General features: G+C 66.9%; 20 protein-coding genes. 3 read left to right on the top strand and 17 right to left on the bottom strand.

Translation table 11 applies throughout. The features are described 5' to 3' along the window. Positions 1-197: 197 nt before the first annotated feature. The 4 genes from ACWIGM_RS22300 to sdhC are packed head-to-tail and all read right to left on the bottom strand — an operon-like array spanning position 198 to position 3629. A complete protein-coding gene (locus ACWIGM_RS22300; RefSeq protein ID WP_454028159.1) occupies positions 198-983 on the bottom strand; it encodes a succinate dehydrogenase iron-sulfur subunit in 786 nt (261 codons plus the stop codon). Positions 984-997: 14 nt separating this feature from the next. Beyond that, complete coding sequence (sdhA, locus tag ACWIGM_RS22295) at positions 998-2830, bottom strand: succinate dehydrogenase flavoprotein subunit (RefSeq protein ID WP_454028158.1); 1833 nt, start codon at positions 2828-2830, stop codon at positions 998-1000. 2 nt (positions 2831-2832) lie between these two features. Further along, entirely contained in the window at positions 2833-3225 is a 393-nt protein-coding gene (sdhD, locus tag ACWIGM_RS22290; protein ID WP_454028157.1) for a succinate dehydrogenase, hydrophobic membrane anchor protein, read from the bottom strand. Between the two features lie 11 nt (positions 3226-3236). Beyond that, a complete protein-coding gene (sdhC, locus tag ACWIGM_RS22285; protein ID WP_454028156.1) occupies positions 3237-3629 on the bottom strand; it encodes a succinate dehydrogenase, cytochrome b556 subunit in 393 nt (130 codons plus the stop codon). A gap of 264 nt (positions 3630-3893) precedes the next feature. Here sdhC and ACWIGM_RS22280 point away from each other — a divergent pair, with 264 nt between their 5' ends. Next, a complete protein-coding gene (locus tag ACWIGM_RS22280; protein ID WP_454028155.1) occupies positions 3894-4718 on the top strand; it encodes a zinc metalloprotease in 825 nt (274 codons plus the stop codon). Positions 4719-4765: 47 nt separating this feature from the next. Continuing rightward, entirely contained in the window at positions 4766-5074 is a 309-nt protein-coding gene (locus ACWIGM_RS22275) for a hypothetical protein (RefSeq protein WP_454028154.1), read from the top strand. A 10-nt stretch (positions 5075-5084) separates the two neighbouring features. On the opposite strand, the gene ACWIGM_RS22270 is transcribed toward ACWIGM_RS22275, so the two are convergent. From ACWIGM_RS22270 to ACWIGM_RS22260, 3 genes are all read right to left on the bottom strand, one after another. Then, complete coding sequence (locus tag ACWIGM_RS22270) at positions 5085-6146, bottom strand: MaoC family dehydratase (RefSeq protein WP_454028153.1); 1062 nt, start codon at positions 6144-6146, stop codon at positions 5085-5087. Positions 6147-6221: 75 nt separating this feature from the next. After that, complete coding sequence (locus ACWIGM_RS22265) at positions 6222-6950, bottom strand: aspartate/glutamate racemase family protein (RefSeq protein WP_454028152.1); 729 nt, start codon at positions 6948-6950, stop codon at positions 6222-6224. Then, positions 6947-8659 carry a serine/threonine dehydratase gene (locus tag ACWIGM_RS22260; protein ID WP_454028151.1) on the bottom strand — a complete coding sequence of 571 codons (1713 nt, stop codon included), beginning with the start codon at positions 8657-8659 and terminating at the stop codon, positions 6947-6949. Before ACWIGM_RS22260 ends, ACWIGM_RS22265 begins: the two co-directional genes overlap by 4 nt. A 101-nt stretch (positions 8660-8760) precedes the next feature. Here ACWIGM_RS22260 and ACWIGM_RS22255 point away from each other — a divergent pair, with 101 nt between their 5' ends. Continuing rightward, positions 8761-9636, top strand: coding sequence for an HpcH/HpaI aldolase/citrate lyase family protein (locus tag ACWIGM_RS22255; protein WP_454028150.1), 876 nt, complete (start codon positions 8761-8763; stop codon positions 9634-9636). A gap of 194 nt (positions 9637-9830) precedes the next feature. Here ACWIGM_RS22255 and ACWIGM_RS22250 read toward each other — a convergent pair whose 3' ends face one another. From ACWIGM_RS22250 to ACWIGM_RS22205, 10 genes are all read right to left on the bottom strand, one after another. Continuing rightward, complete coding sequence (locus ACWIGM_RS22250; protein ID WP_454028149.1) at positions 9831-10244, bottom strand: F0F1 ATP synthase subunit epsilon; 414 nt, start codon at positions 10242-10244, stop codon at positions 9831-9833. A 151-nt stretch (positions 10245-10395) separates the two neighbouring features. Beyond that, on the bottom strand, positions 10396-11856 hold the full coding sequence (gene atpD, locus ACWIGM_RS22245) for a F0F1 ATP synthase subunit beta (RefSeq protein ID WP_454028148.1): 1461 nt from the start codon (positions 11854-11856) through the stop codon (positions 10396-10398). A 64-nt stretch (positions 11857-11920) separates the two neighbouring features. After that, positions 11921-12790, bottom strand: a complete 870-nt coding sequence (locus ACWIGM_RS22240) for a F0F1 ATP synthase subunit gamma (protein WP_454028147.1) — start codon at positions 12788-12790, stop codon at positions 11921-11923. 98 nt (positions 12791-12888) lie between these two features. Further along, complete coding sequence (atpA, locus tag ACWIGM_RS22235; RefSeq protein ID WP_454028146.1) at positions 12889-14421, bottom strand: F0F1 ATP synthase subunit alpha; 1533 nt, start codon at positions 14419-14421, stop codon at positions 12889-12891. Beyond that, positions 14421-14993 (bottom strand): F0F1 ATP synthase subunit delta, encoded by a 573-nt coding sequence (locus ACWIGM_RS22230; protein ID WP_454028145.1) that lies wholly within the window; start codon positions 14991-14993, stop codon positions 14421-14423. Before ACWIGM_RS22230 ends, atpA begins: the two co-directional genes overlap by 1 nt. A gap of 257 nt (positions 14994-15250) precedes the next feature. Beyond that, the gene (locus ACWIGM_RS22225) at positions 15251-17437 is read right to left on the bottom strand and encodes a primosomal protein N' (RefSeq protein WP_454028144.1); all 2187 of its coding nucleotides are present in this window, start codon (positions 17435-17437) and stop codon (positions 15251-15253) included. Between the two features lie 46 nt (positions 17438-17483). Beyond that, complete coding sequence (locus ACWIGM_RS22220; RefSeq protein WP_454028143.1) at positions 17484-18986, bottom strand: tripartite tricarboxylate transporter permease; 1503 nt, start codon at positions 18984-18986, stop codon at positions 17484-17486. Between the two features lie 7 nt (positions 18987-18993). After that, positions 18994-19485, bottom strand: coding sequence for a tripartite tricarboxylate transporter TctB family protein (locus tag ACWIGM_RS22215; protein WP_454028142.1), 492 nt, complete (start codon positions 19483-19485; stop codon positions 18994-18996). 100 nt (positions 19486-19585) lie between these two features. Beyond that, a complete protein-coding gene (locus tag ACWIGM_RS22210; RefSeq protein ID WP_454028141.1) occupies positions 19586-20578 on the bottom strand; it encodes a tripartite tricarboxylate transporter substrate binding protein in 993 nt (330 codons plus the stop codon). A 148-nt stretch (positions 20579-20726) separates the two neighbouring features. Next, positions 20727-22103, bottom strand: a complete 1377-nt coding sequence (locus ACWIGM_RS22205) for a serine protease family protein (RefSeq protein ID WP_454028140.1) — start codon at positions 22101-22103, stop codon at positions 20727-20729. Positions 22104-22186: the final 83 nt, after the last annotated feature.

Genomic DNA, 22186 nt, shown 5'->3' with positions numbered 1-22186 from the left:
AAACCGGCGGAATCGGCGGCGGAATTGCGAAAAGCCGCACGGCTCGAAACCGAACCTCGCTGAGGCGAGCCGGAATTCGCTGGCGTGAGTCGACTGGCTCGGCGGCCGAGAACCGGAGCGGAGCGTACATCAGTACGTGAGTACCGGAAGCGCAGGCCGTCGCGTCAGGCGGCCGCGCCAGTAGAATTCGGGGCGCCTCAGACCTGGCGGGCCACCATCATCTTCTTCACTTCCGCGATCGCCTTGGCCGGATTCAGGCCTTTCGGGCAGGCGTTGGCGCAGTTCATGATGGTGTGGCAGCGATAGAGCCGGAACGGATCCTCGAGATCATCGAGGCGCTCGCCGGTGGCTTCGTCGCGGCTGTCGATCAGCCAGCGATAGGCCTGAAGCAGCGCCGCCGGCCCAAGATAACGATCGCCATTCCACCAATAGCTCGGGCACGAGGTCGAGCAGCAGGCGCAGAGGATGCACTCATAGAGACCGTCGAGCTTCTCGCGGTCGTCCTTGGCCTGCTTCCACTCCTTTTCGGGCGCCGGCGTCGTCGTCTTGAGCCAGGGCTCGATCGAGGCGTGCTGGGCGTAGAATCGGGTGAGATCGGGAACAAGGTCCTTGACCACCGGCATGTGCGGCAGCGGGTAGATCGCGACCTTGCCCTTGCTCCCGCATTCGTCGATGCCGGTGGTGCAGGCGAGCCCGTTCTTGCCATCCATGTTCATGGCGCAGGAGCCGCAGATGCCCTCGCGGCAGGAACGCCGGAAGGTCAGCGTCGGGTCGACCTTGTTCTTGATCCAGATCAGCGCGTCGAGCACCATCGGCCCGCAATCGTCGCGATCGACATAATAGGTGTCGGTGCGCGGATTGGCGGTGTCGTCGGGATTCCAACGATAGATCTTGAACTCGGTGACCTTCTTGGCCCCGGCCGGCTTCGGCCAGGCCTTGCCTTCGGTCAGGCGGGAGTTCTGCGGGAGAGTGAATTCAGCCATCGATCAGATCGTCCTCAGTACACCCGCGCCTTAGGCTTGATGTATTCGATGTCGTTCGAGAGCGTGTAGGTGTGCACCGGACGGTCATCGAGCGTGACCGTACGCTGCTCGTCGTCGATCCAGGCGAGCGTGTGCTTCATCCAGTCCTTGTCGTTGCGGTCCGGATAATCCTCGCGGGCATGGGCGCCGCGGCTCTCCGGACGCTGCAGCGCCGAGTCCATGGTGACCACCGCCTGGGTGATCAGGTTCTCGAATTCCAGCGTCTCGATCAGATCCGAATTCCAGATCAGCGAGCGATCGGTCGTGCCGATGTCGGTGATCCCGGCCCAGACCTCGTGGATCGCCTTGTGGCCCGCCTCGAGCGTCTCGCCGGTGCGATAGACGGCGCAATCGGCCTGCATCGTCCGCTGCATCTTGTCGCGCAGCACCGCGGTCGGCGTGCCGCCCTTGGCGTTGCGGTACTTGTCGAGGCGGGTCAGCGAGAGATCGGCCGAATTCGCCGGCAGCTCCGGCTGCGTCTCGCCGGCCTTGACGGTCTCGGCGCAGCGCAAGCCCGCGGCGCGGCCGAAGACGACGAGGTCGATCAGCGAGTTCGAGCCAAGGCGGTTGGCGCCGTGAACGGAGACGCAGGCCGCCTCGCCGATCGCCATCAGGCCGGGCACGACCCGGTCCGGATCGCCGTCAACCTTGGTCAGCACCTCGCCGTGGAAGTTCGTCGGGATGCCGCCCATGTTGTAGTGCACCGTCGGGATCACCGGGATCGGCTCGCGGGTGACGTCGACGCCGGCGAAAATCTTGGCGCTTTCCGAGATACCGGGCAGGCGCTCGTGCAGGATCTTCGGGTCGAGATGGTCGAGATGCAGGTAGATGTGATCCTTGTCCTTGCCGACGCCACGGCCGGCCCGGATCTCCATCGTCATCGAGCGTGAAACGACGTCGCGCGAGGCGAGGTCCTTGGCCGAGGGTGCATAGCGCTCCATGAAGCGCTCGCCCTCGGAATTGGTGAGGTAGCCGCCCTCGCCGCGCGCACCCTCGGTGATCAGGCAGCCCGAACCGTAGATGCCGGTCGGGTGGAACTGCACGAACTCCATGTCCTGCATCGGCAGGCCGGCGCGCAGCACCATGCCGCCGCCGTCGCCGGTGCAGGTATGGGCCGAGGTCGCCGAGAAATAGGCGCGGCCATAGCCGCCGGTCGCCAGGATGGTCTGCTGCGAGCGGAAGCGGTGCAGCGTGCCGTCATCGAGCTTGAGCGCGATCACGCCGCGGCAATGGCCGTCCTCGTCCATGATCAGGTCGATGGCGAAGTACTCGATAAAGAACTCGGTGTTGTAGCGCAGCGCCTGGCCATAGAGCGTGTGCAGCATGGCGTGGCCGGTGCGGTCGGCCGCAGCGCAGGTGCGCTGCGCCGGTGGGCCGTTGCCGAAATCGGTGGTCATGCCACCGAAGGGACGCTGATAGATCTTGCCGCTCTCGGTGCGCGAGAACGGCACGCCCCAGTGCTCGAGCTCATAGACGGCGGCCGGCGCGTTGCGCACGAGATACTCGATCGCATCCTGGTCGCCGAGCCAGTCCGACCCTTTGACGGTGTCGTACATGTGCCACTGCCAGGTGTCCTTGCCCATATTGCCGAGCGAGGCGGCGACGCCGCCCTGGGCCGCGACGGTGTGCGAGCGGGTCGGGAAGACCTTGCTGATGCAGGCGGTACGCAGGCCGGCCTGCGAGCAGCCGACCGTGGCGCGAAGCCCGGCGCCGCCGGCACCGACGACGACGACGTCGAAGGTGTGGTCGGTGATGGCGTAGGCCTGGCCGGTATAGGCCGGGACGGGACGGGCGCGGGTGATCGCCATGATCAGCCTCCGAACGAGATCTTCAGGAGCGCGAAGGCGCAGGCGGCACCGACGGCAATCGCGAAGAAGGTGTTAGCCATCACCGCGAGGATCTTCAGCCCCTCGTGCTGGATATAATCCTCGATGACGACCTGCATGCCCAGGCGCATGTGCACGGCGCCGGAGACGGTAAAGAGCAGCATCAGGATCGCGACATGCGGCTTGGCCAGGGTCGCGATGGCAGTGCCATAGGGCTTGCCGATCAGCGAGAGCACGACGCAGAGGAAGCCGATCGTCAGGATGACATTGGCGACGGCGGTGACGCGCTGCAGCCAGAAATGACCGGTACCGGACTTGGCCGAGCCGAGGCCGCGAACGCGGCCGAGCGGAGTACGCATCGAGGAGTTGGAGAGCATCAGCGTATTCCTCAGCGCGTCAGGGCGACGATCCAGACCAGCACGGTGAGCGCGCCGGAGACGACGACGCTGTACTTGGCCAGGTTCGTGCGCGTCTGCGGGTCGAAGCCGTGGCCGAGGTCCCAGACGAAGTGGCGCAGGCCACCGACCATGTGGTGCAGCAGCACGAAGGTGTAGCCGAACAGCACGAGGCGGCCGAGGATCGAGCCGGCGATCCACTGCGCGGTCTCGTAGGCGGCCGGGCCGGATGCAGCGGCGATCAGCCAGAGCGCGATCAGCAGCGTACCGCCATAGAGCGCCGAGCCGGTGGCGCGGTGGGCGATCGACATCGCCATGGTCCAGGACCAGCGGTAGATCTGCAGATGCGGTGAAAGCGGGCGCGCCGCCGGTCTGGACTCGGCCAAGTTCGAAACTCCCGACCCTTCAAGCTCACGAAGCGAAGATCGCTTGGTATCGTTCTAGAGTGAATGGTTGTCTAACGAAACCATCCTCGTGCTGCAATGCGGCAAGCGAATGGTCGGTTACAGAAAATCAAATCTGTAACTTTACCTGATCCTCGACCAGCCCGGAGGCCTACCGGCGAAAAGCACCTAAAGCCGGACAAGCGCAGCTCGCCACCTTCCTCAGGACCATATCGCACAGGGCGAGGACCATCCATGAAACTGGGTATGAGCCTTCCACAGTTCGACGCCGAACTGAATACCGACACGTGCGATCCCTACAACAATGCCGAGTTGACCCTGACGCTCAAGCTCGGCTTCCGGCAGATCAATCCGGCCGCAGGCGCTGCCGAGGGCACCTATCACGACTATGGCCGCGCCACCGCGCCGAACCGCAAGATCGTCAAATGGACGGTCGGCAGCTGGAATCTGTGGCGGAAGAACTTCGTCGACACCGCAGCCCGCTTCTGGAACGGCAAGTTCTGGCTGTCCAACAATTTCCCGGTCTACGAGCTCGAGAAGAACGGCACGAAATACCGGCCCAACATCTGGTGCCTGCTGAAGATCGAGGATCGCGACATCGCGCTCGGTGGCCATCATCATGTCATCGACGTGGTCAGACTGCACAGGAGCGAGACCTGGTTCGGCTCGCATGCCAAGCTCTATGACAGCCTCGACACCAACTCGGTGCAGAAGGGCACCGATAGCAAGGGCAAGGCGATCATGCAGCGTGCTCACGTCCATGAGGTCGGTCATCTGCTGGGGCTCGGCCATGTCGACATCGGCAAGGCACATTGCCCGCCCGGCGGCGACACCAACGCCTCGAATTGCTACGGCGTCGCCGATGTCGACAAGTACTCGGTCATGGGCCAGGGCATGCAATTGCGCCTGAGCCACTCCATGCCCTGGCGCAAGGGGATGGTCGCGCTCTCCGGCAAGGGCAATGTGCTGACGGCGACCGACTGGGAGGCCAAGACGCAGCGCATCTACCCGCGCATTCCGGCCGAGGTCGCCGGCAACGCCATGCTCACGCACCGGCCCTTGCGCAAATGATACCCCGCTGGATCGTCATGCCACGAGCCATCTCACGAAACCTTTCGATGCTCATTCTCGTTCTCAGCGGAATGGCCGGCCTGCTCGGCCCCGCCCAAGCCACAGGAAAGCGCTGCCAGATGAACGCGATCGAACGCTCCAAATGCATCATCGAGGCGATCCTCGCCGATATCAGCCGGACCTACACCCAGGTCGGCGGCGGCGGGATCAGCGCGATCAAGCAGAACTCGACCACGTCCTTCACCGTCTCGATCTCGCAGGAGGAGCGGATCGACCTCCTGACCTATGAGGCAACCATCGACGGCAAGGGCAAGGTCAGCGTCAAGAAGACAGGCGAAGGCACAAAGTCACCCTGACCTTGCGAGATCAGCGCGGCAGCAAGACCCAATAATCGAAGTCGAGGATCACGCCGTCGGCGTACTGGTCGGCGTGCTTCAGCGGGTGCTCATTGCAAGGCAGGTTCTTGGTCGCGACGAGGCGAAGCCTGAGCGCGCCGACATCCTCGCGCCCTGGCACCGCCGCCGTCTCCAGCACCTCGCTCCAGGCGAAGACGGTGTCGCCGGCAAAGAGCGGCGAGACATGGCGTCCGGCATTGATCGCGGCGATGTGGAAGGCGTTGCCGAGGCCATTGAAGGACAGGGCCCGCGCCAGGCTGATGACGTGGCCGCCATAGATCAGGCGCTTGCCGAAGCGGCTCTCGCGCGCGCCATAGCCGTCGAAATGCACCTTGGCGGTGTTCTGGTAGAGCCGGGTCGCGATCTGGTGCTCGGCCTCCTCGACGGTCATGCCGTCGACATGGTCGATGCGCTCGCCCACCCGGTAGTCACCCCAGCGGAAGGGCGAGCCGGCGAGCGCATCGTCATAGGCGGCAGGATGCAGCGGCGGGCAGCCCTCGCCCAGCGCCTCCGGCGCGACGGCCTTCGGCAGCTCCGGCACCAGCTCGAACGCGGCAGGCGTCCCCGGCTGGCGCTTGCGCACCAGCACCCAGCGGGCATAGCTCAGCACGATGTCATTGTGCTGGTTGCGGCCGATCGAGCGGACATAGACGATGCCGGCATCGCCCCCCGAGGTCTGCTTCAGCCCGATCACCTCCGAGGTGGTCGAGAGCGTGTCTCCCGGGAAGACCGGCTTGAGGAAGCGCCCATCGGCATAGCCTAGATTGGCAACGGCATTGAGCGAGATGTCCGGCACGGTCTTGCCGAAGACGATGTGGAAGACCAGGAGGTCGTCGACCGGCGCGGCGGGATAGCCGATCGCCTTGGCGAAGGCGTCGGAGGATTGTACGGCAAAGCGCGTCCCGTAGAGCGCGGTGTAGAGCGAGACATCGCCGACCGTGACAGTGCGCGGCGTCGCGTGCACGATGGTTTCGCCGAGCCGGAAATCCTCGAAGAAGCGGCCGGGATTGGTCTTGCTGGGGATTTCGGACATCGGCGTGCTCTCGCGGCGGGCCTGCATTGTGCGCTGCGGCGAGGCCCGCCGTAAAGCTCGTCCAATGGCGGAGCGTTACCGGAAATCGCGCGGTCTCAGGCCTGCGTGGAACCAGTTGATCATCGAATAGATGTCGTAGGCCGGCAGCCCCGTCGCCGCCTGCACCGCCGCTGCATAGGGCGGCATGTTGGTGCATTCGAGCACGATGGCGCCGACCTCGGGATGGGCCTCGACCAGTCGCAGCGCCGCCTCGACCACGTCCTGCTCGGCAAGATCGATATCCATCTCCTCCTTCTCGGCCTTGATCAGCACGCGGAAGAATTCGCGGCCGTTCTCGGTGCCGGTCACCGGCGTGTCGGCGGGAACGCCGACTGCCGTCAGATGCTGCGGCGTCAGCGTCGCCGCCGAGACGGTGACGAGGCCAACGCGCTTGTCCGGCGGCAAGGTCGCCTGCACCCAGGGCACCTGCATTAGCGAGGAGGTCGCGACAGGGACGCCGACCGCGGCCGCCAGCTCCCGCTGGAACAGCGAGAGGAAGCCGCAATTGGTGGTGATCGCCTCGGCGCCGAGGCGAACCAGCTCCTGCGCCGCCGCGACGAAGTCGGGGAGCAAACCGGCCGCCCCCTGCAGCACGACCTTCTCCGGGCTCGCACCCGAAACGACGCGGTAGAGCACCGGGAAGGGCCAGGTCCTGGCATTGCCCATGTCGCCGAGGATGCGCGGGAAGCGCGCCTCGAGCATCAGCACGCCGAGCGGCGCGCCATAGACCGCCTTTCCGCCCTTCGCGATGCCCCGCTTGCTCATGCCGTGATCTCGACCAGCTTCGTCAGATCGACATTGGCGCCGCAGACGAGCACGCCGAGACGCTCGCCGGGCTGCGGCTTGTAGGCCCCACCGATCAGCGCACCGAGCGCCGCGGCGCCACCGGGCTCGACCGCGAGGCGGAAATCGCGCCAGAGCACGCGCTGCGCCTCGGTGATCGCCGCATCCGGCACCAGCGCGACATGGTCGACCGTACCTTCACAGACATCATAGACCAGCTGCCCGACATTGCGGGCGCCGAGCGAATCCGCTGCGACCGAGGCGACGGTCACGGTGACCGGCCCCTTCGCCTCCAAGGCTGCCTGCAGTGCCCGCGAGCCTTCCGGCTCGACGCCGACGACCTTGACGCTGGTATCCGCAAACCAGGCAGCGATGCCGGAGATCAGCCCGCCGCCACCGACCGCGACGAGAACCGTGTCGAGGTCGGGCTCCTGGCTGTGCCATTCGCGGCCGAGCGTGCCCTGGCCGGCGACCGTCTCCTTGGCCGAAAAGGGATGGATCTTCAGCGCGCCGGTCTCGGCCACGAACTTGTCGCAGGCGGCTTGGGCGTCGTCATACTGCGCGCCGCCGATCCTGACCTCGGCGCCGAAGCGGCGGATCGCCTCGACCTTCGCCGCCGGCGAGATCTCCGGCACGAAGATCGTGGCCTTCACACCGCGCTTGCCGGCGGCATAGGCGACGGCTGCGCCGTGATTGCCACCCGAGGCGGCGGCGACACCAGCGGCAGGCACGTCGAGCGAGAGCAGGTTGTTGAAGGCGCCGCGCGTCTTGAACGAGCCGGCATGCTGCAGACATTCGAGCTTCAGCGAGACATCGGCGCGCGAGCCGAAGGCGCCGGTGCCGAGCCGCATCACCGGGGTGGTGCGGGCATGGCCGGCAATGCGATCAGCCGCGGCCTCGATCATCGGGCGCGGCACAGGCTTCTCTGTCATGGTGGGATCCTGGACGAGGGAGCGATCCGCGACATAGGTCCAGATCGCGATAGGTAGACCGTGGCTATCGCGTCCCGGCGGATCAGGAAAGGGCTTCCCGCGCCCGGCAGCAATGTGCCGGGCGACGACCAGCGCCGCGAGCGCGTCGAGGGCGTCATCTGCGGCAGCACCGCGCGGCGGCCTCGCATGGACGATTGCCTCCGGCAGCCCTGCCGCCAGCAGCAAGGCACGGCGCTCGGCCATTCCCGCCGGATTGACCACGCCCTTGATCTTCTTCGGGTGCAGGAGCGGCACGCCGCGCATGGTCCGGAAGGCGAGCTCCGGATGCGTCTCGAAGATGCGTGCACGCCAGCTCGGCTCGGCCCGCAGCAGCGCGTCGATCTCGCGGATGCGCGGGAAGAGATGGAAACCCTGCTTCGAGACCTTGCGCGGCGGCTCGGATGACGCCAGCGCCAGCCGGCAGGCCTCTGCATAATCTTCCGCATGGACGGCGCTGCGCGAGGGAATTGAGAACACCGAGGATTGCCGTTCGCCGAGCAAGGCGCGCACCGCCTGCTCCGGCCCGCGCCCGGAACCGGCGATGAAATCCGGCAAGCCGATCGGCATGTCGACCGCGATCAGATCCGGCACAGGCGAGCCGGCGAGCAGATCGCTCCAGCGGGGGAAGACACGGACGAAGGGCGCCTCCACCCCCGAGAAGTGAGCGAAGGCCGCGATCCAGCCCGCCTTGCAGCCGTCGACCCCGGCAATCCAGCCCATCACAGCCCCGTCATCCGTCTTTCGCAGAACTGACATTGCATTGCGGCGCAGCTTAGTGTGCACTGCAGCGAACCCGGCGACCCTCAATCCGGAGAGACATAATGACCGACATCCGTCCGCGCCGCAGCGTCCTCTATATGCCGGGCTCCAATGCCCGCGCTTTGGAGAAGGCCCGCGAGATCGCCGCCGACGCGCTGATCCTCGACCTCGAGGACGCGGTGGCGCCGGATGCCAAGGAGCTGGCGCGCGAGCAGGTCTGCGCTGCGGTGAAAGCTGGCGGCTATGGCCGGCGCGAACTCGTCATCCGGACCAATGGCATCGACACCCCCTGGTTCGACGCCGATCTCGCTGCCGCTACGGAAGCGGCGCCCGACGCCATCCTGATCCCGAAGGTCTCCTCGCCGGAGACCCTGGTCGAGATCGGCCATCGCCTGACCGGGCTCTGGGCCAAGCCGGAGACGCAGGTCTGGGCGATGATCGAGACGCCGCTCGCCATCCTCGACTGCGAGAAGATCGCCCGCGCCGCCCGCGATCCCTCGACCCGCCTCGCCTGCTTCATCCTCGGCACCAACGACCTCGCCAAGGAGACCCGCGCCCGCTTCGTGCCGGGCCGCGCGCCGATGCTGCCCTGGCTGACCACGGCAATCCTCGCCGCGCGCGCCCATGGCGTCGATGTGATCGACGGCGTCTACAACGACCTCAAGGACGAAGCTGGCTTCAAGGCGGAGTGCGAGCAGGCGCGCGATCTCGGCTTCGACGGCAAGACCCTGATCCATCCCAATCAGGTTGCGGTGGCGAACTCCGTCTTCGCACCGGAGGAGAACGAGCTCGCGCATGCCCGGGCCATCATCTCCGCCTTCGCCGAGCCCGAGAACGCCGACAAGGGCGCGATCCAGCTCGATGGCCGCATGGTCGAGCGCCTGCACGCCGAGATGGCCAAGCGGGTGGTGGCGCTCGCCGAGGCGATCGCGGCCTGATCGCCCTCTCCGTCATGGTCGGGCTTGTCCCGACCATCCACGTCTTCCTTCGTGGTGTGGTGTTCAAGACGTGGATGCTCGGCACAAGGCCGAGCATGACGCGAAAGCTGCCCGACAGCGATACCCTCTGATACCAAACGAAAAAGGCCGGGAGCGAGCTCCCGGCCTTTTCAATTCCGTCCGATGGGCTGAGCTCAGGCCGCCTTGCGCTGCTCGAACACGCCCTTGAACTCGCGCAGCTGCACGAGCTGGTCGTGCAGGCGCTTCTTCTCGGCCTCGTCATGCGAGCCGGCATGGCGGGTCTCGGCGGTCAGGATCTCCTGATCGAGTACGGCGTTGTCGACGTCCTCGATGAAGCGGGCCTGCTCGGCCAGGATGGTGACGCTCGTCGCATTGACCTCGGCGAGGCCGCCCGAGACGAAGAACTCCTTGCCATTGCTGGCGCCGGTCTGGACCAGGACGATGCCCGGCTTCAGCACGGCGACGACCGGCGCATGGCCGGCGAGCACGGTCATCTCGCCCTCGACCGACGGCACGATGACGCTGACGGCTTCGCCCGAGAACAGGATGCGCTCCGGCGAGACGAGTTCGAATGTGAAGGTGGCCATCGTAAAATCTCTCCAGGCTCGTCATGACCGGGCCTGACCCGACCATCTCTGAAACCAGTGTCTTCTCGTCCAGAGATTCTCGGGCCAGGCCCGAGAATGACGCTCGTCAGGTCTTCCGACCGGCGAAGCCGGCCGGAATGGCCCGTGACGCTTACGCCGCCTCGGCAGCCAGGCGCTGGGCCTTCTCGATCGCTTCCTCGATCGAGCCGACCATGTAGAAGGCGGCTTCCGGCAGGTGATCGTACTTGCCTTCGACCAGGCCCTTGAAGCCCTTGATCGTGTCCTCGAGCGCGACGAGCTTGCCCGGCGAACCGGTGAAGACTTCGGCGACGAAGAAGGGCTGCGACAGGAAGCGCTCGATCTTGCGGGCGCGGGCGACGGCGAGCTTGTCCTCTTCCGAGAGCTCGTCCATGCCCAGGATCGCGATGATGTCCTGCAGGGCCTTGTAGCGCTGGAGGATCTGCTGGACCTGGCGGGCGACGCCGTAGTGCTCGTCACCGACGATCGCAGCCGAGAGCATGCGCGAGGTCGAGTCGAGCGGGTCGACCGCCGGGTAGATGCCCTTTTCCGCGATCGAGCGCGAGAGCACGGTCGTGGCGTCCAGGTGGGCGAACGAGGTCGCGGGCGCCGGGTCGGTCAGGTCGTCCGCCGGCACGTAGATCGCCTGCACCGAGGTGATCGAGCCCTTGTTGGTGGTGGTGATGCGCTCCTGCAGATTGCCCATGTCGGTGGCGAGCGTCGGCTGATAGCCCACCGCCGACGGGATACGGCCGAGCAGCGCCGACACTTCCGAGCCCGCCTGGGTGAAGCGGAAGATGTTGTCGACGAAGAACAGCACGTCCTGGCCACGGTCGCGGAAGTCTTCCGCGACGGTGAGGCCGGACAGGGCGACGCGCATGCGGGCGCCCGGGGGCTCGTTCATCTGGCCGTAGACGAGGGCGCATTTGGAGCCTTCGCCGCCGCCCTTCTTGTTCACGCCCGACTCGATCATCTCGTGATAGAGGTCGTTGCCCTCGCGGGTGCGCTCGCCGACGCCGGCGAACACGGAATAACCACCGTGGGCCTTCGCGACGTTGTTGATCAGCTCCATGATCAGCACGGTCTTGCCGACGCCGGCGCCGCCGAACAGGCCGATCTTGCCGCCCTTGGCGTAAGGCGCCAGCAGGTCGACGACCTTGATGCCGGTGACCAGGATCTGCGCTTCCGTCGCCTGATCGGCATAGCTCGGAGCCGGCTGGTGGATGCCACGGGTGCCCGAGGTCTTGATCGGGCCAGCTTCGTCGACCGGCTCGCCGATGACGTTCATGATGCGGCCGAGGCACTCGTCGCCGACCGGAACCGCGATCGGGGCGCCGGTATCGGTGACCGCCTGGCCGCGGACCAGACCTTCAGTCGAGTCCATGGCGATGGTGCGGACCGTGTTCTCGCCGAGATGCTGGGCAACCTCGAGGACGAGGCGGTTGCCGAGGTTGTCGGTCTCGAGCGCGTTCAGAATCTCGGGCAGGACGCCGTCGAACTGCACGTCGACGACGGCGCCGATGACCTGGGCAACGCGGCCCGTGCCGGTGTTGGCGGGCTTGTCGGTCTTGGTCTTGGTAGCGGCTTTGGCCATGGTTCGAACCTCGGATTCGCGTTCAGCGTGTCGGATGGCCGGCACGCCGGCCCAAATTAGGCGGTTAGAGCGCTTCCGCGCCGGAGATGATCTCGATCAGTTCCTTGGTGATCATCGCCTGGCGCGAGCGGTTGTAGAGCTGCGTCTGCTTCTTGATCATCTCGCCGGCGTTGCGCGTGGCGGAGTCCATCGCCGACATGCGCGCGCCCTGCTCGGAGGCGGCGTTCTCCAGGATCGCCCGCAGCACCTGCACCGTGAGGTTGCGCGGCAGCAGGGTCTCGAGAATCTCGCTCTCTTCCGGCTCGTAATCGTAGACCGCGTCGGTCGTCTTGGCGCCGGCCGGGATCTCGGCCGGAATGATCTGCTGCGCGGTCGGAATCTGCGAGATCACCGACTTGAACTTCGAGAAGAACAGCGTCGCGACATCGAACTCGCCATTGGCGAAGCGCGTCAGGATGTTCTGCGCGATCGTCTCGGCATTGACGAAGCCGAGCTGCTTGAAGGCGCGCAGATCGACGACTTCGATGATGTCCGCGGCGAACTGCCGACGCAGGATGTCGAAGCCCTTCTTGCCGACGCAGATGATCTTGACCGTCTTGCCCTCTGCCTTCAGCGCGTTCGCCTTGTCGCGGGCGAGACGGGCGATCGAGGAATTGAAGGCGCCGCAGAGGCCGCGCTCGGCCGTGCAGACCACGAGCAGCTGGACCTTGTCCGAGCCCGTGCCGGCGATCAGGCGCGGCGCGCTGCCATTGGCGAGGCCGCCGGCGAGATTGGCCAGCACCGCCTCCATGCGCTCGGCATAGGGACGCGCAGCCTCGGCGGCCGACTGCGCCCGGCGCAGCTTCGCCGCCGCGACCATCTGCATGGCCTTGGTGATCTTCTGCGTCGCCTTCACCGAGGCGATGCGGTTGCGTAGGTCCTTAAGGGACGGCATCCGGTCTTGATCCCCTATCCGTCATTGCGAGGGCACAACGACGAAGCAATCCAGAACTGGCGCAGCGGGGCTGGATTGCCTCGCTGCGCTCGCAAAGATCAGGCGAAGGACTTGGCGTAGCCCTCGACGATGCCCTTCAGCTTCGCCGCGTTCGCGTCCGAGAGGTCCTTCGAGGAGCCGATCTCGTTCAGCAGATCGGCGTGCTTGCCGCGCACCAGCGAGAGCAGCCCGTCCTCGAAAGCGCGGACCTTGCTGACCGGCAGCGGATCGAGATAGCCGTTGACGCCGGCATAGATCACGACCGTCTGCTCTTCCATCTTCAACGGCGAGAACTGGCCCTGCTTCAGGAGCTCGGTCAGGCGGGCGCCGCGGTTGAGCAGGCGCTGCGTGACGGCGTCGAGGTCGGAGCCGAACTGGGCGAAGGCCGCCATCTCGCGATACTGGGCGAGCTCGCCCTTGATCTTGCCCGCGACCTTCTTGGTCGCCTTGGTCTGGGCGGCCGAGCCGACGCGCGACACCGACAGGCCGACGTTCACCGCCGGGCGGATGCCCTGGTAGAACAGGTCGGTCTCGAGGAAGATCTGGCCGTCGGTGATCGAGATCACGTTGGTCGGAATGTAGGCCGAGACGTCGTTGGCCTGGGTCTCGATGACCGGCAGCGCCGTCAGCGAGCCGTTGCCGGCGGCGTCGCCCATCTTGGCGGCGCGCTCGAGCAGGCGGGAGTGGAGATAGAACACGTCGCCGGGATACGCCTCGCGGCCCGGCGGGCGGCGCAGCAGCAGCGACATCTGGCGATAGGCGACGGCCTGCTTCGACAGGTCGTCATAGATGATGACGGCATGCATGCCGTTATCGCGGAAGAACTCGCCCATCGAGCAGCCGGCGAACGGCGCCAGGAACTGCATCGGGGCCGGGTCGGAGGCGGTGGCCGCCACGACGATGGAGTACTCCATCGCGCCGCGCTCCTCGAGCACCTTCACGAGCTGGGCGACGGTCGAGCGCTTCTGGCCGACGGCGACGTAGACGCAGTAGAGCTTCTGGCTCTCCGGGGCGCCTTCGACGTTGAGCGGCTTCTGGTTCAGGATCGTGTCGAGCGCCACGGCGGTCTTGCCGGTCTGGCGGTCGCCGATGATCAGCTCGCGCTGGCCGCGGCCGATCGGGATCAGGGCGTCGATCGCCTTGAGGCCGGTCGCCATCGGCTCGTGCACCGACTTGCGCGGGATGATGCCGGGCGCCTTCACGTCGACGCGGGCGCGGGTCTTGGTCTTGATCGGGCCCTTGCCGTCGATCGGGTTGCCGAGCGCGTCGACGACGCGGCCGAGCAGCTCCTTGCCGACCGGCACGTCGACGATGGCGCCGGTGCGCTTGACGGTCTGGCCTTCCTTGATCTCGCGGTCGGAGCCAAAGATGACGACGCCGACATTGTCGCTCTCGAGGTTGAGGGCCATGCCGCGCACGCCCGACTCGAACTCGACCATCTCACCGGCCTGGACCTTGTCGAGACCGTAGACGCGGGCGATGCCGTCGCCGACGGAGAGAACCTGACCGACCTCGGTGACCGAGGCTTCCGAGCCGAAGTTCGAGATCTGCGACTTCAGGATAGCGGAGATTTCAGCGGCGCGGATGTCCATCAGCCGACCTCTTTCATGGCAAGACGAATAGAATTGAGCTTGGTTTTCAGGGACGCATCGACCATGCGCGAGCCCATCTTGACGACGAGACCGCCGATGATGGCCGGGTCGATCTTGACCGAGACGTCGACATCCTTGCCAGCAACCTCCTTGAGGGCGGCGGTGATGTCCTTGAGCTGGGCGGCCGAGGGCTGCTCGGCGAGCGTGACCTCGGCGCTGACCACGCCCTTGGCCTCGGCGACCTTGGCGCGGAAGGCGCGGATCATGCCGGGCAGCGCGAACAGGCGGCGCTTGCTGGCGACGAAGCCGATGAAATTGGCGGCAAGCCCGGCGATGCCAGCCTTGGCGGTGAGCGCGGTGATGGCGGAGACCTGATCCTGCGCCGAGAAGGCCGGGCTCCCGATCAGGCGCTTGAGATCGTCGCTCTCGGCGATCATCGCGGCGAAGCCGTCGAGATCCTTGGCGACGGCGTCGACCGTCTTGGCCTCGCTGGCCAGTTCGAACAGAGCCGTCGCGTAACGCTCGGCTACGCCCGAGACAGGGGATTGTTCCTGCGATCCGCCCTCGGCCACGCTCTCGCTCTCTCTTCCAGGGGACCGCTCCGGCGACCTTCTGACGAAGGTGGAGTGCATGGCCCCGACGCTGCGATGATCAAGCGCACGACAAACCTGTTCCAGGGCTTGCGGCGCTTGGATTGCGGCGGTGCGATAGCATGGGGTTTCGGGGTGTGCAACCGACGAAACACCCGCTTCTCATGCTTTGGATGCGGTCGAAAGAAGCAGTTGATGCACGGCACAGCGGCAGACGCGCCCATGCAGCCTGAATCCGGCTAAAGGAAGCTCTGTGGATCGACATCGACCGCGACCCTGACCGAGCCCTTCGGCCGCGGCGCCCGCTTGAGCCACGCCCGCAGATAATCCTGCAGGTTGATCTCGCGCGCCGTACGCACGATCAGCCGCATCCGATGGCGCCCGCGCAGGATGGCGAGCGGCGCTTCCGCCGGTCCGAGCACGGCGACGCCGGCCGGCGCCTCTGCGCAGCGCGCCAGCGCCCGCGCATGCGTCTCGGCCTCTCCCTGCGAATTCGCCGAGATGATCAGCCCGGCGAGCCGGCCGAAGGGCGGCAGCCCGGCGGCCTCGCGCGCCGCGGTCTCGGCGGCGTAGAAGCGCTCGGGATCGCCCGAGATCAGCGCCTTCAGCACGGGATGGTTGGGGTCGTGCGTCTGCAGCAGTGCCCGCCCCGGCTTCTCGCCGCGCCCGGCCCGGCCGGTGACCTGCCGCAGCACCTGAAAGGTGCGCTCGGCGGCGCGTGGATCGCCCGAGGTCAAGCCGAGATCGGCATCGATGACGCCGACCAGGGTCATCCCCGGAAAGTTGTGACCCTTGGCGACGAGCTGCGTGCCGATGACGATGTCGAACTCGCCCTCCGCCACCGCCATCAATTCCTGCTTCAGGCGTTCGGTCCCACCTGGAAAATCGCTCGACAGCACGATCGAACGCGCCTGCGGAAACAGCGTCGCGACCTCCTCGGCCAGGCGCTCGACGCCCGGTCCGCAGGCGACCAGGCTCTCCGGCTGGTGGCAGGCAGGGCACTCATGCGGCCGCCGCTCGACATGGCCGCAATGATGGCAGACCAGCGCCCGCCGGAACCGATGGTCGACCAGCCAGGCCGAGCAGTTCGGGCACTGGAAGCGATGACCGCAATCGCGGCAGAGCGTCAGCGGCGCATAGCCGCGCCGGTTGAGGAAGAGCAGCGACTGCTGCTTCGCCTCGAGATTCTCCTCGACCGCCTTGATCAATTGCGACGAGAGCCAGCGCCCGCGCTCCGGCTTGTCCTTGCGCAGGTCGACCAGGCCGAGCACCGGCAGTTCGCGCCCGCCATAGCGCTCCGGCAGCTTGAGATGAGTGTAGCGGCCGCGCTCGGCATTGATGCGGGTTTCCAGCGAGGGCGTCGCCGAGGCCAGCACCACTGGCGCATTTTCGATCTTGCCACGCACCACCGCCATGTCGCGGGCATGGTAGGCGACGCCGTCTTCCTGCTTGTAGGCCGCCTCGTGCTCCTCATCGATGACGATCAGGCCGAGATCGCGATAGGGCAGGAACAGGGCTGAGCGCGCGCCGGCCACGACCAGCGCCTCGCCCTTGGCGATCGCCGCCTGCAGGCGCTCGCGTCTCCGGCCGCTCACGCCCGAATGCCAGAGCCCCGGCCGGACGCCGAAGCGGGCCTCGAACCGGTCGATGAACTGCGCGGTCAGCGCGATCTCCGGCATCAGGATGACGCTTTGCCGCCCCAGCCGGATCGCTTCCGCCACCGCTTCGAAATAAACCTCGGTCTTGCCGGAACCCGTGACGCCTTCGAGCAGCGCGACCTGCCAGGCCTGCTTGCGGACGAGCTCGGCGAGCGCATCGCCGACCGCGCGCTGGTCGTCGGAGAGCTGCGGCTTGGCGTGATCGGGATCGGGCCGCGCCGCGATCGCCTCCTGAGGCAAGGGCTCCACCGAGAACGTGCCGGCATCGACGAGGGAATCGATCACCGCCGTGCTGACGGAGGCCGCCTCGGCCAGCGCCGATTTGCCGATCAGCAAACCGCCTTCGGCGGCAGCGATGGCTCGGGCACGGGCCGGCGTCATCCGCGCCGGCGGCGCGCCGATCAGCCTGACACCGAGCTTCGGCCGTTCCGGCGTATCGTCGGGTGGGCGGCGCAAGGCCAGCGCCAGCACCGAGCCCTTGGCAGCGAGCGTATACCAGGCGACCCAGTCGACCAGCTTGCGCAAGGCCGGATCGAGCGGCGGCATGTCGAGCTTGCCGACGACCTTCTTGAGGTTGCCGCCACGGCCCGAACCGGCCTCCCAGACCACGCCGACCGTCTCGCGCGGTCCGAGCGGCACCTGCACGACATCGCCCGGCGCGAGGCTGAGCCCCGCCGGCACGGCATAGCTATAGGCCTGGTCGAGGCCGAGCGGGATCAGCACCTCGACCGTGCCGCCGCCCTGCCCTTCGTCGAGCGCATCGTCCATGCGCCCGTCTCTAGCACTGATTCGGTGCGATAGCGGGCAGCAGTCCTCAGGCCGTCGCCGTCCGTGGCGTCATCAGCTTGCGCGTCGTCCAGACGAAGACCGGCCAGAGCAGTGCCCCGAAGGTCAGCGCCGCCAGCACCGACGAGACCGGCCGGCTGAAGAAGGGCAGGATCGAGCCGTCCGACTTGATCAGCGAGGTCACGAAGCTCTGCTCGACCATCGTGCCCATGACGATGCCGAGCACCATCGCCGCGACCGGATAGCCGTTCTTCTCCATCACGAAGCCGACCAGGCCGAAGATGGCGACGCACCAGACCGCGAACAGGTTGTTGCCGGCCGTCGCAAAGGCGCCGACCGCGCAGAAGATCATGATCACCGGCATCACCGCCGAACGCGGCGCGCCGACGACCTTGCTCGCCAGCCGGATCATGATGATGCCGAGCGGAATCATGATGATATTGCCGATGATGAAGATGATGTAGAGCGCGTACATGCTCGACGCCTGCGAGGTGAACAGCGTCGGGCCGGGGTTGAGCCCCTTCATGTAGAGCACGCCGATCGCGATCGCGGTGATGGTGTCGCCGGGGATGCCGAAGAGCAGCGCCGGCACCCAGCCCGAGGCGAGCGAGGCGTTGTTGGAGGCGCCGGCCTCGATCAGCCCTTCGGGGTGGCCGGTGCCGAACTTCTCCGGCGTCTTCGAGAAGCGCTTGGCCATGGCGTAGCTGACCCAGGCCGCCATGTCGGCGCCGGCGCCCGGCAGCACGCCGATGATGATGCCGATCAGGTTCCCGCGCGCCTGCTGCTTGGGGTATTTCTTGGTCAGCGCCCACTGGCCCTTGAGGATCGAGCCAAGCCGGCGGTTCTCCAGCTTCGGCGGCTCGCGCTCGGTCAGCGCCCGCATCACCTCGGCCAAGGCGAAGACGCCGACCAGCGCCGGGATCGGCTCGATGCCGCCCAGCAGGTCGGTCGAGCCGAAGGTGAAGCGCGGCACGCCGCCGGGATTGTCGATGCCGACACAGGTGATCAGCAGGCCGAGCAGCATCGCCGCGATCGCCTTGATCGGCGAGGAGCGCGCCACCAGCGTCGAGCACATCAGCCCGAGCATGGCGAGCCAGAAGTTCTCATAGGTCGAGAAGGACAGCGCCATCTCGGCCAGCAGCGGCGCGATCAGCATCAGCGAGAGCGTGCCGGCGATGCCGCCGAGCGCCGAGAACCACAGGCAGATGCCGAGCGCCGTCTCCGCCTCGCCCTTGCGCGTCATCGCATAGGCTTCGTCGGTGTAGGCGGCCGAGGCCGGCGTGCCGGGAATGCGCAGCAGGCAGCCCGGGATGTCGCCGGAGAAGATCGCCATCGCCGAGGCCGTGATGATGGTGGCGACCGCCGCGATCGGCGAGAGATAGAAGGTGACGGGTACCAGCAGCGCCGTCGCCATCGTCGCCGAAAGGCCGGGGAGCGCGCCGACCGTGAGGCCGTAGAAGGCGGATGCGATGATCGCGATCATCACATCCCATTGGAAGACGAGGCCGAAGGCCTGGATGACGGTGTTCATCGCGGCCTCACCAGGGGAAGGGCAGCAGGCCGCTGGGCAAAGGCACACGCAGCAGCTTCAGGAAAATCAGGTTGATGACGAAGGGCGCGATCAGCGCGAGCGGCACGGCGAGCTTGGGCCTCGCGCCAAAAGCGAGGCTCGCGGTCAGCACCATGATCGCCGCCGTCGGCAGGAAGCCGAGCCGCTCCGAGACGAGCACATAGAAGATCAGCAGCGCCGGCGGCAGCAACGCCAGCCAGTTGCGCCAGGCCGGCAGCGGCTCGAGCAGTTCCGGTGCGCTATGGCTCGCGACATCGGCCTCGGCGACCTCCTCGAACCGCCTGCCGATCCCGAGCACGATCATCACGCCGCAGAGCACCAGCCCGGCGCCGACGACCATCGGGAAAGCCGACGGACCAACCTGCTGGCCGGGGACCGGCGGCAGTTTCGAGCCGTAGAAGAAGGCGGCGGCGCCGAGCGTCGCGATGGCGCCGCCGGTCACGCGGTCTGACAACAACATGCTGCGAAATCTCGTCGAACAGTGGCAGCGCCACACCGGCGCCAACTGGGCGGAGGAGCGGACGGGCGTCGTTTTGTCCGTCCGCCCTGCTCGGAAGCGATCAGGCCTTGGCCAAGCCGGCAGCCTTCATCGCCGAGGCCATCGAGGTGTCGCTGTCGGCCATGAACTTGGCGAAGCCCGCCCCGTCGGCGAACTTCATGCCGAAACCGCGCGAGTTCATGAAGTCCTGGTATTCCTTCGAGTCGAAGGCCTTCTTCAGCGACGCCGTCAGCTTGGCCTGGATGTCGGCCGGTACCGCCTTGGGCGCGCCGATGCCGCGCCAGGCGCCGACCGAATAGTTGATGCCGAGCGACTCGTTCAGGGTCGGCACGTCCTTGAACTGCGGGTTGCGCGCACTCGCCATGATCGCCAGCGATTTCGCCTTGCCGGCATCGATCATCGCGCGCGCTTCCGGCACCGAGCAGGTGACGATGTCAATGCCGCCGGCGGCGAGGTCCTGCATGCCGGGCGCGGCGCCGTTCGACGGCACCCAGGCGACATGGTCAGGCTTCAGCCCCATCGCGACCAGCCAGCCGACCAGGGCGAGATGCCAGATGCCGCCCTGACCGGTGCCAGACGCCTTGAGCTTACCGTGCGGGGCCGCCTTGATCGCCGCAGCCAGTTCCTTGATGTCCTTGTAGGGGCTCGAGGCCGAGACCTGCACGCCCGGCGGGTCCTCGTTCATCAGGCCGAGCGCGGCATAGTCGCCCGATTTCAGCTCGGTCAGGCCCTGATGGCGCATCATCGCGATCTCGACCGTCAACATGCCGATCGTGTAGCCGTCCGGTGCACCCGATGCGATCGCCTGATGGCCGACGACGCCCGAGCCGCCGGTGCGGTTGACCACATTGAAGGGCTGGCCGAGGTCCTTCTCCAGCAACTGCGCGACGATGCGCGCCGTCGCATCGGTGCCGCCGCCCGCGCCCCAGGGGCAGATAAGGGTCACCGGCCGGCTCGGATACTGCGCCTGGCCGATCGCCGGGCGCGTGATCAGCCCTGCCGCACCGGCTGCCGCCGCGCCTTTGAGGACCGAACGTCTGCTGATTCTGCTCATTCCGATATCCCTCCCGTTCAATCGATTTAAAATTTGAAAGCTTCTTCGCCTGACGGCGCGGCTTCCTTGGTATTCTCGCTATCAGAACCGATTGCCGCTGACGAGGCAACTGTCTTTGTATGCTGTATGCACGATCACGCCGGCGGGATCAGAGCCCGCAGGCGATCGGCACCACGCTCTTGCCCGCCGCTTCAGCGATAGCGCCAGTGCTCAGCTCGCTACCGGCAGCAGCAGCCACCAGCTTGGCATCAGCCTTCTCCAGCATTGCCTTGAGCTGGGCGACACCGGCGATGGCGTAATTGCGCTGCGGCGCGACCCCGGCGATCAGCGATTTGTCCGAGGGATTGGCGGTAACCAGCCCGGCCAGACGGCCCTGACGGTCAAAGACCGGGCTACCCGCACCGCCGGGCTGCAAGGGCGCGAGCACGGCATCGCTCACCACCTCACCGGGCAGCGCCACCGCCGTGCGCGCGGCAGCCGTACCATCATAGGCCAGCACGACCACGGCCTCTTTCGCGGTCGGCACGGCCTCGCGCAGCCCCGGCACAGCGCCGGAGGCCAATCCGGGCACATCGAGCAACGCAAGCCCACTCGCCTGATCCTGCAAGCGCAGCTTCGCTGGGCGCGAGCCGACCTTGAGCCCCTTGCAGGCGTCGACGGCGGCACGCGCCGTCAGCACCAGTTCCTTGCCGACGACGAGGCCGACGCCGAAGCGCTCGGTCGCGGCCTGGGCAGGGGCGGCCGCGACCACAGGCGCGCCGGGCACTGCCGGTGTCGGCGCGGGAGCCGGTGCTGCTCCGCTCGGGAACGGCTCGAAACTGTCGGCGATCGCCGTCACCACCTTGTCGAAGGTTGCGGCAACGCCCTTGTCGTAGCCGACTGAGAAGCCGCGCAGGCCCGAGGGGCCGAGCGCCTGGCGCCGGAAGAATTTTCCGGTCGGCGTCTCGCCGGCGACGACGAAGAAGCTCGGCTGCAGCAGCTTGTAGGTGACCTTGCGCTGGATGTTCGGATTGACCGCGATCGCCCGGTCGAAGATCGCCTGGAGCGGCTCGGTCGCAGGACCGGCGCTGACGTCGAGCGTGATCTTGCCGTCGCCGCTCTGCCAGCGGCTGCCGCCGGCCGGCGTCGCCTCGCGCTTCGGCAGCAGCTTCTGCGGGATGCCGATGCGCACGCCGGTCGGCTGGTCGGTGATCACGGCAAAGCCTGCCGCATCGCGCGCCGTTTTGGCGAGGCGCGTCAGCTCCTGCCGCTCGGCCGGCGTCAACTGCCCGTTCGGCTCGCCGCGCCCGGCCTTGAAGCTGTTCACGGCCCGGAAGGTCAGCGCCCCGAAATTGCCGGTGGCGGCGCTGTTGAGATGCCCCGTCCAGATCAGGTCGGACTGGATCGCCTTGCGCTCGGCTTCCGGCAGGGCGGCATAGGCCTGCGTTGCCACAGCCAGGCGCGGATCCGCCGGCTGTTGCGCCTGCGCGGCACCGAGACAGGCCAAGATTGCGGTCATGCCGATCAGCGCGGGAACCTTGAACACGAGCATCTCCGTCTTTCTAAAGGTCGCGCCGCGACGCGGCGCCATTCAGCGTCAGCCTTGCCGCAGAGGCAAGAGGCGAGAAC

This window comes from Allobosea sp. NPDC055332 (assembly GCF_053645455.1).
The sequence above is the reverse complement of the archived record's forward strand: the minus strand, read 5'-3'. Positions and strand labels throughout refer to the sequence as shown.

Bases quoted from the DNA above. Each gene is read 5' to 3' on its own strand.
- ACWIGM_RS22300 (WP_454028159.1), bottom strand. From the start codon at position 983: ATGGCTGAATTCACTCTCCCGCAGAACTCCCGCCTGACCGAAGGCAAG.
- sdhA (WP_454028158.1), bottom strand. From the start codon at position 2,830: ATGGCGATCACCCGCGCCCGTCCCGTCCCGGCCTATACCGGCCAGGCC.
- sdhD (WP_454028157.1), bottom strand. From the start codon at position 3,225: ATGCTCTCCAACTCCTCGATGCGTACTCCGCTCGGCCGCGTTCGCGGC.
- ACWIGM_RS22280 (WP_454028155.1), top strand. From the start codon at position 3,894: ATGAGCCTTCCACAGTTCGACGCCGAACTGAATACCGACACGTGCGAT.
- ACWIGM_RS22275 (WP_454028154.1), top strand. From the start codon at position 4,766: ATGCTCATTCTCGTTCTCAGCGGAATGGCCGGCCTGCTCGGCCCCGCC.
- ACWIGM_RS22270 (WP_454028153.1), bottom strand. From the start codon at position 6,146: ATGTCCGAAATCCCCAGCAAGACCAATCCCGGCCGCTTCTTCGAGGAT.
- ACWIGM_RS22265 (WP_454028152.1), bottom strand. From the start codon at position 6,950: ATGAGCAAGCGGGGCATCGCGAAGGGCGGAAAGGCGGTCTATGGCGCG.
- ACWIGM_RS22260 (WP_454028151.1), bottom strand. From the start codon at position 8,659: ATGGGCTGGATTGCCGGGGTCGACGGCTGCAAGGCGGGCTGGATCGCG.
- ACWIGM_RS22255 (WP_454028150.1), top strand. From the start codon at position 8,761: ATGACCGACATCCGTCCGCGCCGCAGCGTCCTCTATATGCCGGGCTCC.
- ACWIGM_RS22250 (WP_454028149.1), bottom strand. From the start codon at position 10,244: ATGGCCACCTTCACATTCGAACTCGTCTCGCCGGAGCGCATCCTGTTC.
- atpD (WP_454028148.1), bottom strand. From the start codon at position 11,856: ATGGCCAAAGCCGCTACCAAGACCAAGACCGACAAGCCCGCCAACACC.
- ACWIGM_RS22240 (WP_454028147.1), bottom strand. From the start codon at position 12,790: ATGCCGTCCCTTAAGGACCTACGCAACCGCATCGCCTCGGTGAAGGCG.
- atpA (WP_454028146.1), bottom strand. From the start codon at position 14,421: ATGGACATCCGCGCCGCTGAAATCTCCGCTATCCTGAAGTCGCAGATC.
- ACWIGM_RS22225 (WP_454028144.1), bottom strand. From the start codon at position 17,437: ATGGACGATGCGCTCGACGAAGGGCAGGGCGGCGGCACGGTCGAGGTG.
- ACWIGM_RS22220 (WP_454028143.1), bottom strand. From the start codon at position 18,986: ATGAACACCGTCATCCAGGCCTTCGGCCTCGTCTTCCAATGGGATGTG.
- ACWIGM_RS22215 (WP_454028142.1), bottom strand. From the start codon at position 19,485: ATGTTGTTGTCAGACCGCGTGACCGGCGGCGCCATCGCGACGCTCGGC.
- ACWIGM_RS22210 (WP_454028141.1), bottom strand. From the start codon at position 20,578: ATGAGCAGAATCAGCAGACGTTCGGTCCTCAAAGGCGCGGCGGCAGCC.